The following is an 11,720-nucleotide window of genomic DNA, read 5'->3' as shown; positions in this document are numbered from 1 at the left end:
TGAATATGTATTCGTGAAGATTTTACAACGTATGACCGTCTTACAGCAGTTATTCTTTAGTATCACTCGAAATCAGGATAATATTTATCCACTTTATGCCTGATCAAAAATTAGGTTTTCTATGCGGTTTTAGCTTGTACGTGAAGTGTTAACGCTTTTTGTTCAAAAATGCCGTCAATTTACCAATATGAGTAGTTCTTCAACCATGTACATCTCTGAACGTGCAGCGTCGATGGCGTCGTTTTACGCCATGGCATTTGGCGAAAAAGCCGCTGCGTTAGAAGCACAAGGCCATCATGTTATTCGGTTAAACATTGGCGAACCCGATTTTGGCGCTCCCGCCCCCGTTCTTGCCGCCATGCAAACCATTTTGCAACAGCAAGACTTACCCTATACGTCTGCACTAGGGTTACCCGCACTGCGACAAGCCATCGCCGATTTTTATCAATCTCATCACGGCGTGAGTGTTTCACCGTCGCGGGTTATCGTTACGGCAGGTGCTTCTGCTGCATTGTTGTTGGTATGTAGCGCTTTGGTGAATCCTGGTGACAAGGTGATGATTGGCGACCCGTCTTACCCTTGTAATCGACAGTTTGTTAGCACCTTTGGTGGGGATGTACAGTTGGTTCCTACCGATGAAACCAGCCACTTTCAATTAAACTTACCGCTCGTAGAATCCCACTGGCAAGCTGATACCAAAGGACTCATGATAGCCACGCCTTCAAACCCCACTGGCACAGCCATCGACACTCCGGCCCTCAGTGCACTGTGTGAATTTGCCAAAAGTCGAGGGGCTTTCAGAATCATTGATGAAATTTACTTGAATCTTCATCATCAAACACAACAACCGGAGACTGCACTTGCATTGGACAATGACGCCATCGTGATCAATAGCTTTTCCAAATTTTTTGGCATGACTGGTTGGCGTTTGGGTTGGTGTGTAGTGCCTGACGGTATGGTTGATGTGATGGAACGGTTGGCACAAAATCTCTATATTTGCCCATCTACCCTTGCGCAACACGCAGCGCTTTCGTGCTTTACTCAAGCCTCTCTTGATGAATGCGAACAGCGCCGACAATTACTGATTGCGCGTAAAACACTTATCATAGAAGGGCTGGAGGAAATTGGCCTGTCGGTTCCGGTGGTGCCTGATGGCGCTTTTTATGTGTATATCGACGTGAGCACTACCGGGCTTGATGCCATGACCTTTTGTGAACAAGCATTAGCACAAGCCAAAGTGGCATTAACACCGGGTAATGATTTTGGTTTGGCCCAAGCGCGTGATTTTGTGCGCTTATCGTTTGCCTCTTCCGAAGAGAACTTAACGGAGGGGATTCGTCGTTTGGGAGAATTTGTTGCGACGCTATAGAGCGCCGCAACACGATTTTACTGTGCTAATAAAGCGTTAACGGTCGTATTTAGCCGCTTGCCCAGCTTTTGGTGTGGCTTGCTTAATAAACTCGCGTAAGTCTTCATTCGATTTTTGCAAATCTTCGCGACGTAAGTACATCATGTGGCCACTGCGATACCCTTTGAAGCTCAAGCGGTCTTTCATTTTTCCACTTGGGTCTAGTTGCCACAACGTATACTTGGCGTCGAAGTAATTTGTTGCGCCATCGTAGTAACCTGATTGCACCATCACGTTCAAGTATGGGTTAGCTGCCATTGCCAAACGCAGGTTTTTACCGGTTTCGTTACCTGTGCGATCCCACGGATGAACAGAGCCAAACATGTTGTACTTCACATCGGTAACATAATTCAGTTCATTGCGAAGATAATAGTTCATCGCAGGCGTGAACGAATGTAACCAAGATGTCAGTTCAGCATTGTAGTCTGGGCGCGCGCCACTTTCTTTTTCGTCGATCCCTAAGTAACGGCTATCGAGGCGACCAATAGTTTTGCCTTCATCGCGAAGTAGCTCTTTCCAAAAATACCAAGTGCTCACGTCTAGGTTATTTTGCTCAATCGATTTTTCTGAAATACCCGCATAGGCAGACATTTGCTTGATCACATCGCGCTTTTCAGCCGCTTCGATAAAGCCACCTTTGCTCAATGCTGGTAGCAATTTATTAAGAGTGAAGTCTTCTACTTGTGGCAAGAAATCTTCAAGTTCCATTTGCTGGTAAGCTGGCGCTAACTTTTTGTGATGCCATGCTGCTGCGGCAAAGTAAGGCAAGCGATTAGCCGCTTCAACTGGGCCATCACGCTTAATGCCAAGGTCGGTAGGAGAAACGAGAATTACACCATTCAGGTACATCCACTGGGCGTTTTGTAGCTCTAGCGCCAAGCCTGAAACACGTGTGGTTCCATAACTTTCACCAATCAGATATTTTGGTGATTCCCAGCGATTTGCGCGAGTCACAAAAGTATTAATCCACTCGGCGAGGTACTTCACATCAGCCTTTACACCAAAAAACAGGCTTTTCTGTACTTGACGACTACGCATTATACCGTCTTTGTCTTTTAGTACACGGCTATACCCCGTATTTACTGGGTTAACATAAACAATGTCTGCCACATCTAAGATCGAATATGGATTGGTTGCCATCCCGTAAGGTTGCACTGGATAGCCTTCGTCGTCGATTTTCAAAATACGCGGGCCGGTGTAAGCAATGTGCATCCATACCGATGCTGAGCCTGGGCCACCGTTAAAACTGATCACCAAAGGTCGTGTGCCATCATTCTTCACGTCGGTACGTTGATAATACGTATATTGGAGCGTGGCAATGGCATCGCCTTCATCATTCCATACAGGTTGTGTTCCCGCAGTCGCAGAATAATTAACACGCTCACCTTTAATTTTGGTTTTGTGTTCAGTTACTACACTACTGTCGATATCAATTTCACGGCTGTGCTCATTCGCCAAAACTTGGGCGCTTACACACAGTGTCATCCCTAACGTTAGGGCTTGGAGTGTTTGCTTTAATGGTTTCATGTTGTCTCTATGTCGTTTTTATTGTTGAGCACTACACAAGGCAGTGGATTATTCCCCGGCTGCTAACTACACGTATCAATTACGATTTAGCCTACTCGATCTTAGCAGGAACAACACAGAAAGCGGCAACTTGTGCGGTTACTTATCTCAGTATCTTTCCCATTTACCTGATTGTTTACCCAACGACTTGGGTTTTGATTGACGGGAACAAACCTTCAAAGCTATCGTCGAAGTCATTCAATTACTGCCACACAAAAGGACATGCAATGAAAAAGCTAATGCTCACCTGTGCAGCCATTGCTGCGCTTTCTGGTTGCACCACGCTGCCCAACGAAGCCGAAGTAAAAGCAGCCGACTATGGCGAGTTTCCCGATAACTATGAAGCCGTTATCAAAGACTATTTCAGCAAGGTACAAAGTGACCCAGACAGCACCACCTACAAAGGCATGACTCAGCCCAAGCGTTATTGGTTAGGTAATGAATTAGACGGTGTGTACTACGGTTATTTGGTCTGTGTAACTTACAATACAAAGAATCTGTTTGGCGTATATTCTGGCTACCGCACAGACGCGATTATGATCAAAGATGACGAAGTGACCAAACAAGTCGGCAAAGGTGATTGGTGGGGCGAACAGCTCTGTGATTAAGCACGACGCTGTTTGACGAGTCGTCCCGCCTCATTCGCGGGACGTATTCTCAGGTGCGAGTAAAAATACTGGCTCAGAATGGCGGCTATCATCGGGAGACACTAAAGCTTCTGACTGGTCTTTTAATTGTATTCCAGACACTTGCATTTGTATTGAGCGCAAAATTAACCACATGAGTTTATCAGTGGCTTCTTCGTACGTTAATCCACCGGGCCGAATATTCGAAATACAATTGCGTTCGGCGTCTTGTCTGCCCCGTTTAGGTTTGAAAGTATAGTAAATACCTAAACTGTCAGGAGAGCTTAAACCCGGTCTTTCCCCAACCAGTAAAATCAGTAATTCTACGTCGAGCAATTGCCCAATTTCGTCGCCGATAGCCACTCGCCCTTGTGACACGACACACAGTGGTGCCAAGGTAAATTTATGCTCCGCCAAGGCTTCCATTATCTGCTCTACCATTGCCGGTGCGTGCTGTTGCACCGCTGTAGACGATAAACCATCTGCGATCACAATGGCCGCACGTGCTGGGAAAGGCTGGCCTTTTGAAAACTCTGTCAGTCGTTGGTGTGAGACTTCACCTAATCGGCGGCCCAAATCTGGCCGTTGTAAATACATATCTCTTGTTGCTGCCTGTGATGAAAGTCGTAACACGTAGTTCTCAACCGGTAGGTCGTCGATCAGCTTTTCTAAATCTAATGGAATATGAACGGCATCACGTGCATTTGCGTGATCCATCTGAAAACGCAGCCATTCATGAGTGGGCAAACTATGACCCGCTCGCCCAATACCCACTCGCGCGCTAGTGTGCTTTTTAATGGCTTGCCAAGGGTCGGCAATATAACAAGGGCGGTGATTTTTATCCGACATACACTAGCCCCCTACTTTAGCCGTTAAATGAGCGAACGCCGGAGGCAAGCCTTTGCGGCTTATCAAACCGTTGTGCTGGTCGAATATCTGCATTTTCACAAGCCAAGCTTCAAATTCAGGGCTAGGTGACAAACCAAGTACATCGCGCACATACAGAGCATCGTGAAACGACGTGGTTTGATAATTCAGCATCACATCATCAGAGCCGGGTATACCCATGATAAAATTCACACCCGCAACCCCCAATTGAGTCAGTAGCATATCCATGTCGTCTTGGTCTGCGTCGGCGTGATTGGTGTAACAAATATCACAGCCCATGGGTAACCCCATTAATTTACCGCAGAAGTGATCTTCTAACCCCGCGCGAATAATCTGTTTGCCGTTGTATAGATATTCTGGCCCGATAAAGCCAACAACGGTGTTAACCAGTAGAGGGTCAAAGGCGCGAGCGACAGCGTAAGCACGTACTTCACAGGTTTGTTGGTCAACGCCGTGGTGACCGTCTGAAGACAAGGCACTACCTTGCCCTGTTTCGAAGTACATAACGTTATTCCCCACCTTACCTCGCCCCAGAGATAAGGCCGCGTCTTGGGCTTCTTTTAACACGGCGAGATTAATGCCAAAGCCTTTATTGGCAAGCTCAGTGCCCGCAATAGATTGAAACACCAAATCGACAGGCGCTCCTTGCTCTATGGCACTGATGTGGGTTGTTACATGCGACAATACGCAAGACTGGGAGGGGATGTCATATTTATTAATCACCTCGTCGAGCATTTTCATCAGGGTGACAACCGATTGCGTGCTGTCACTGACAGGGTTTACCCCAATAACTGCGTCACCGCTACCGTAAAGCAAACCATCGAGCATGCTGGCAGCAATACCTGTGGGGTTATCGGTAGGGTGATTGGGTTGCAGGCGAGTAGACATTCGACCTTTTAGCCCTAATGTATTGTTGAAGGCAGTGACATTTTCAATTTTGCGCGCCACGAGGATGAGGTCTTGCACACGCATAATTTTACTCACCGCGGCCACCATTTCAGGTGTCAGCCCCATTGATAAGGCTTTTAAGTCTTGGCCCGTTACGTCGGTCGCGAGGAGCCAATTGCGAAAATCGCCTACCGTCATCGCCGAAATCGGAGCAAAAGCTTGTTTGTCATGGGTGTCGATAATTAAACGTGTAACCTCGTCGTCTTCATAGGGGATCAACGGGTTTTCTAGAAAATGCACCAGAGGTAAGTCAGCCAGTATCATTTGCGCAGCAATGCGCTCTTGTGCGCTACTTGCGCCAAGCTGAACAAGATAATCACCAGAGCGAAGCGGACTCGCTTTCGCCATCACGGTTTTTAAATCTTTGAATTGCCAGTGTTGCCCACCAGCAAACATCGAGTGCTGCATTTATCGTCCCCATTGTCGTTAGTGCAATAATGCGTCACGCATACTCGATTAATCAATCGCTCAATGAGATTGTAATAAATAACTTAAGAATGAAAATTCATACCTTTATATGGCGTTTAAAACCTTCTGTAAAGCTAGTTGCTGTGACTAATAACAAGGCGTACAGTTAAGTAAAGCACAAGGAATGTGATTATGACTTGGATTAAATGCACTCTATTAAATGGCAGCAACCCGTATCATTATGTAGACAAGGGAGATCAGGCACTACAACAAGCTAACTTAAAGCGATAAGTACAATTATAACCACTGACAGCCCATTTCATCAGTCTTGAATTAGACATACCCAAACCGCTCATTTCTGCTTAAATTTTGTCCGTGCAATTTTTGCCGGCTCTGATAACGTATAAATTTCAAACCTCATCTTCAGTCGGTTTGTCACGGAAGATCAACAATTATAATTAACGGCCAATTTATGACTCATTCTTCAGCTCGTTTTGTACTGTTTATTGCATTCATGTTTGCACTCACCGCTACTCAACTACAGTGGCTATCTCATGCACCCATTGCTACGCAAGCCACTCAATTCTACGAGGGACAACTGCATGGCTGGTTCAATATCGATTTATTAGCCATGGTTTATATGCTGGTATTTTTGCTACTGAGCTTTCCCGCTTCTTACGTTATTGATACCTATGGTTTGCGCAAAAGCCTGATACTAGGTAGCGCTATATTAATCGTAGCTAGCGTGATAAAGGCCATTTGGGTGAAGAATTTTACCCTCGTATTAGCGGCGCAAATTACATTGGCTGTAGCACAACCTTTCTTGCTCAATGCTATTACCACACTCACCATGCACTGGTTTAGCCCCAGCGAACGCGGTATTGCTGCGGGACTGGCTGTATTTTCTCAATACTTGGGAATGCTAGGCGCTATGGCACTAGGGCCCCTTTTCATCGATTACTTCTCTGCCGAAGCTGGCTTGCAATGGTTGATGTATTTATATGGCGCAATGGGTTTGATCGGTGGTGCTGCCCTAATCATTGCGTATCCAAGCAATACCGCCAATGAAGTCCCACACACACCAACGCTCAGCTTCACCGAAGGCTTGAAGTTGTTAGTACACAGCCGAGACATGCTGATTTTATTGGTCTTGTTTTTTATTGGCTTGGGTATTATCAATGCTATAAGCAGCCTGATTGATAGTATAGTAAGTACGCTTACTCAGCAGCACAATGCTGGTTGGAGGCATGGTTGGCAGTATCGTTATATCCACTATCTCCGATAAAATCGGTAAGCGTAAGCCATTAATAGTCATGGCTTTAATGATGCTATTGCCTGCTCTCATTTTATTCGTTTACGCCGGTAACTGGTTTGAAACCAGTCGCTCTCTGCTTATTGCTTTGCAGATAAGTAGCTTTGTGATTGGTTTTTGTATTATGGGAATAGGCCCTGTGGGCTTTCAATATGCCGCCGAGCGCTGCGCGCCAGCGCCTGAATCAGCCTCGCAAGGCATGTTATTGTGGATAGGCCAAATTGCAGGTATTGCCATGGTGGTAATTATGTCCGCCGACAACAATCACTACTTACTGACGACCCTACACACATTTTGTTTTATGGCTCTTGCCGCATTGTTGCTGTCTTTTTTACTCACCGAGAAAAACACAAGCACGACCACGGGATATTAATCACGCATTTTCGAACAGATGTTAATTTAACCACTTTTTGGTCAAAAAATTAAACCAAGTGGTGTGATTCGTTACGCACAAAAATCAACCAACAGTAAAAAAACAGCATAACTTACTGATAATAAAGAAAAATAAATTTTGGCATCCTGATTGCTCTAGTTAAAAGTAAGTAAACGATACTTCTCCCAACTGGTAAAAAGGAACGCACTATGAAAACTTTCGCTAAAACTATTGCTGTAATCTCTATCGCTTTTGGTACTGCTACCATGGCTAATGCAAACACAGTATTGGTAGCAACAGATAAAGCTGCTACGACTGAAATCTGCATCACAGCCACCCAGGGCAGCAAGCTAAAATTAAACCAAGCTATCAAGGAAGCGGGTTTAACAAAACGTGAAGCTGTTGAACTTGTTAAGTGTAACGGTGAAACCTTAGTCGACTTCGTGGAACAACACGGTGCAAATGTGGTTTCCATCAACGACTACATCACTGGCGGTCAGTACAGCGAGAATATGACAGCGAAGGTTTCTGCTCACTAAGCTTTCCTTCCTCAATACTCTCCCTGAGTTTTTAGCCTCGGCATCTAGCCGGGGCTTTTTTATGCAAAAGTTATGAAAAACCCCCTAATTCAGCCTACTTACTATCCAACGTTTCATAAATAATTCACTTGAAGCAACAGCCATAGCAGTGCAATATTAAATTGGACCACTTGGTCCATGTTTATTTTTTAGTCAGCACAATTCCACTGCTTGACTCTTTCTAACTATAAAAAAAGGCATGGCATTCGCCATAGCCACTCTTAAGGATGAAGTATGAACTTTAGACTACCGGCCTTGCTAGCCGCGGCACTTTCTAGTGCTCATGCGGTGTCGGCTGATATGGTCATCACGGGGGTTATTGATGGTCCACTCTCTGGTGGCGTCCCCAAGGCAATCGAACTGTACACTTTGAACGACATTGCTGACTTGAGCCAATGCGGTATTGGATCAGCGAACAATGGCGGCGGTTCGGACGGGCAAGAACTCACTTTTAATACAGGCTCTGCGGTTGCTGGCACATATATTTATGTAGCGAGTGAAACCGAAGGTTTTACCTCTTTTTTTGGATTTGCCCCTGATTACGCCGATGGTGTAGCTGGGATTAATGGCGATGACGCTATCGAACTATACTGTAATGGTGAAGTTATCGATGTGTTTGGTGATATCAATGTGGATGGTTCAGGCCAAGATTGGGAGTACCTTGACGGTTGGGCGTATCGCTCATCAAGCTCTAGTGCTGACGGTTCAACGTTTACCATTGGCAACTGGACATTTAGCGGTACCGATGCGCTAGACGGTGCCAGCGACAATGCAACAGCTTCAACCCCATTTCCACTTAAAACTTATGCCGATGAAAGCGAAGATGCTGGTGATTCGGGTGACGGCGGTGATGACAGTGGTGACTCTGGCTCAGATGACAGCACAGATACCACACCGTGTTATAACTGTAGTGAAATTGACCCTGTTGCCGATGCTAGCACATACGATGACGCCATTTACTATGCTGCGGCAATCAGTGCTGTAGAAGCTGAATCCGATGCGGCTACGATCAAAAGTGCTATCAATGGCATCATCAGCACAGGCGCAAAACAACTGACTTATGGTGAAGTATGGACGGCGCTAACTCACACTGACGAAGATCCTGATAACGCTGACAACGTAATTTTGTTGTACAGCGGACGCTCGATTTCTAAGCACAGCAATGGTTCTGGCGATCAAAGCAGTGATCAAGACAACTGGAACCGCGAGCACACATGGCCAAAAAGCCATGGTTTCAGCTCAAGCAGCAACGAAGCGTATACCGATATTCACCACTTACGCCCAACAGATATTTCAGTGAATGCATCTCGTGGCAATCTAGACTTTGATGAGTCGGACGACGCACTCACCGAAGCACCTGAAAACAGCATTGATAGCGATTCTTTTGAACCTCGCGATGCCGTAAAAGGTGACGTTGCACGTATGATGTTATACATGGACACCCGATACGAAGGTGCCGATGTCACTCCAGACTTGGTGTTGGTTGATGAAATCACATCAAATGGCGACGCTAAGCTCGGTAAGCTATGTACGCTACTTGAGTGGGACAAAGCCGATCCAGTAGACGACTTTGAAATTGCACGTAACTCTGCGATTTACACCTACCAAGGTAACCGTAACCCATACATTGACCACCCAGAATGGGTTGAAGAAGTGTATGGCCAAGCGTGTTCAGAAGAAGAAGTGATTGTTGACCCAGTAGGTGAATGTGGCGAAACAGCCACCCTAATCAGTGCCGTTCAGGGTTCTGGTGAAGAATCACCACTGGTTGGCGAAACCGTAGTTATCGAAGGTATCGTAACAGCAACATTTGATTCATTGAATGGGTTCTTCGTTCAAGAAGAAGCTGCTGATAGCGATGACAACAGCGAAACCTCTGAAGCCGTATTTGTGTATTACACTGCAGACGGTGATATGCCTGCTGTAGGTACACAAGTTCGCTTAAGTGGCAGTGTGTCTGAATACTACAACCGCACACAAGTATCAGCCAGCGAAACCTATAAAAGCTGTGGTACTGGTGAAGTGGCAGCAACAGAAGCTAGCTTGCCTTTCGCATCTGAACTCGCACCAGAACAGCTTGAAGGTATGTTAGTGACATTTAACGATGCACTGACCGTAACGGATAACTACGCACTTGCGCAGTACGGTGAAGTGACGTTATCTAACGGCCGTCCTTATGTATCTACTCAGCTATTCGCACCAGGTTCTGATGAACAGCAAGCACAAGCCGCTGAGAATGCACTAAACCAAATCACACTAGATGACGTGATTGGTGGCTCATACCCTGATGAAGTGATTTACCCAACTGGCGGCTTGAGTGCAAGTAATACACTACGTCACGGTGATGAAGTCACAGGCCTAACCGGTGTAGTTGATTACTCTTACTCAGAGTACCGCGTTCTGCCGACGATCGACCCAACCTTTGTTAGTGCCAATCCTCGTGATGAAGCACCAACGATTACTCGTGGTAATCTAACGGTTGCGAGCATGAACGTACTCAACCTATTCAACGGCGACGGCGCGGGCGAAGGGTTCCCAACTAGCCGTGGTGCAGATAGTGTTGAAGAGTACGAGCGTCAGTTAGCTAAAATTGTTCAAGCCATTATTGCTATGGATGCCGACATTGTTGGCTTGATGGAAATTGAGAACGACGGCTATGACACAGACAGTGCTATTGCGCAATTGGTTGATGCACTAAACGCCGTTGCTGGCGAAGGTGTATACGCTTTTGTTGCCGCTGATGGCACGGTAGGTACTGACCTTGTAACTAACGGCTTGCTATACAAAACAGCATCAGTGACTACGGTTGGCGACGTTATGTACAACGATGATGAAATTTTCAATCGTCCTCCGTTTGTACAAATTTTTGCAATGGCTGACGACGAAACACAAACCTTAGCGGTAATGGTAAACCACCTGCGCTCTAAGAGCTGTGGTTCAAACGCGACAGATGGCAACCTAGACCAAGAAGATGGCCAAGGTTGTTACAATGCAAAACGTGTTGAACAAGCCGAAGCAGCAATGGCATGGATTGCCGCCGACGAGACACTAAGCGCCCAAGAAAACATTTTGGCAATTGGTGACTTGAACGCCTACGCGAAAGAAGATCCTGTACAAGCCATTGTTGCTGAGGGCTTTACTGACCTAGTAGCGGCAGCGCAAGGCGACGAGAATTACTCTTATGCCTATGGCGGTGAGTTTGGTTCGATGGACCACGCTTTAGCTAGCGAGTCGCTTGCAGCACTAGTAACCGGCGCAGAGCATTGGCATATCAATGCCGATGAGCCTCGTGCATTGGATTACAACACCGAGAGTAAGTCAGACGCTCAGCTTGTCGACTTCTACGCAGAAGACGCATTCCGTTCATCTGATCACGATCCTGTGGTAGTTAGCTTCACATTAGAAACTGAAGAAGAGACGCCAGTAGATGAAGGCGATGATGACGCTGAAGAACACAAGTCTGGTGGTGCCTCTGGTATCACTGAGCTAGCTTTCTTATTCAGTGCTTGGTTAGGCCTAGCATTTATTAGAAGAAAGCGTAAAGCGTAATCTGACAAGATACCCCGACTCATTATTGAGTAGCTGATATCAAAAACGCAAAAGGAGCTCTTCG

At 46.1% G+C, this 11,720-nt stretch carries 9 protein-coding genes; 6 read left to right on the top strand and 3 right to left on the bottom strand.

Annotation, left to right across the window (positions count from 1 at the left end):
- Positions 1–205 precede the first annotated feature (205 nt).
- On the top strand, positions 206–1,369 hold the full coding sequence (locus ACXAH6_RS12760; RefSeq protein ID WP_474877507.1) for an aminotransferase class I/II-fold pyridoxal phosphate-dependent enzyme: 1,164 nt from the start codon (positions 206–208) through the stop codon (positions 1,367–1,369).
- A 36-nt stretch (positions 1,370–1,405) separates the two neighbouring features.
- Here ACXAH6_RS12760 and ACXAH6_RS12755 read toward each other — a convergent pair whose 3' ends face one another.
- A complete protein-coding gene (locus ACXAH6_RS12755; RefSeq protein WP_474877505.1) occupies positions 1,406–2,893 on the bottom strand; it encodes a S10 family peptidase in 1,488 nt (495 codons plus the stop codon).
- Positions 2,894–3,201: 308 nt separating this feature from the next.
- Between ACXAH6_RS12755 and ACXAH6_RS12750 the strand changes: the two genes are divergently transcribed.
- Positions 3,202–3,582 carry a hypothetical protein gene (locus tag ACXAH6_RS12750; protein ID WP_474877368.1) on the top strand — a complete coding sequence of 127 codons (381 nt, stop codon included), beginning with the start codon at positions 3,202–3,204 and terminating at the stop codon, positions 3,580–3,582.
- A 30-nt stretch (positions 3,583–3,612) separates the two neighbouring features.
- Here ACXAH6_RS12750 and eutC read toward each other — a convergent pair whose 3' ends face one another.
- Both eutC and ACXAH6_RS12740 read right to left on the bottom strand, forming a co-directional pair.
- Positions 3,613–4,449 (bottom strand): ethanolamine ammonia-lyase subunit EutC, encoded by an 837-nt coding sequence (eutC, locus tag ACXAH6_RS12745; protein ID WP_474877366.1) that lies wholly within the window; start codon positions 4,447–4,449, stop codon positions 3,613–3,615.
- Between the two features lie 3 nt (positions 4,450–4,452).
- Positions 4,453–5,844, bottom strand: coding sequence for an ethanolamine ammonia-lyase subunit EutB (locus ACXAH6_RS12740; RefSeq protein WP_474877365.1), 1,392 nt, complete (start codon positions 5,842–5,844; stop codon positions 4,453–4,455).
- A 472-nt stretch (positions 5,845–6,316) separates the two neighbouring features.
- On the opposite strand from ACXAH6_RS12740, the gene ACXAH6_RS12735 reads away from it, so the two are divergent.
- The 4 genes from ACXAH6_RS12735 to ACXAH6_RS12720 all read left to right on the top strand — a co-directional run bounded on the left by ACXAH6_RS12735 (position 6,317) and on the right by ACXAH6_RS12720 (position 11,656).
- Positions 6,317–7,129 (top strand): MFS transporter, encoded by an 813-nt coding sequence (locus tag ACXAH6_RS12735; RefSeq protein WP_474877363.1) that lies wholly within the window; start codon positions 6,317–6,319, stop codon positions 7,127–7,129.
- Positions 7,092–7,529, top strand: coding sequence for a hypothetical protein (locus ACXAH6_RS12730; protein WP_474877361.1), 438 nt, complete (start codon positions 7,092–7,094; stop codon positions 7,527–7,529). Before ACXAH6_RS12735 ends, ACXAH6_RS12730 begins: the two co-directional genes overlap by 38 nt.
- 209 nt (positions 7,530–7,738) lie before the next feature.
- Entirely contained in the window at positions 7,739–8,068 is a 330-nt protein-coding gene (locus tag ACXAH6_RS12725) for a DUF3718 domain-containing protein (RefSeq protein WP_474877359.1), read from the top strand.
- A gap of 273 nt (positions 8,069–8,341) precedes the next feature.
- The gene (locus ACXAH6_RS12720; RefSeq protein WP_474877357.1) at positions 8,342–11,656 is read left to right on the top strand and encodes an ExeM/NucH family extracellular endonuclease; all 3,315 of its coding nucleotides are present in this window, start codon (positions 8,342–8,344) and stop codon (positions 11,654–11,656) included.
- Positions 11,657–11,720 lie beyond the last annotated feature (64 nt).

The sequence above is a fragment of the Alteromonas sp. ABE4_545 genome, assembly GCF_056161325.1.
The sequence above is the reverse complement of the archived record's forward strand: the minus strand, read 5'-3'. Positions and strand labels throughout refer to the sequence as shown.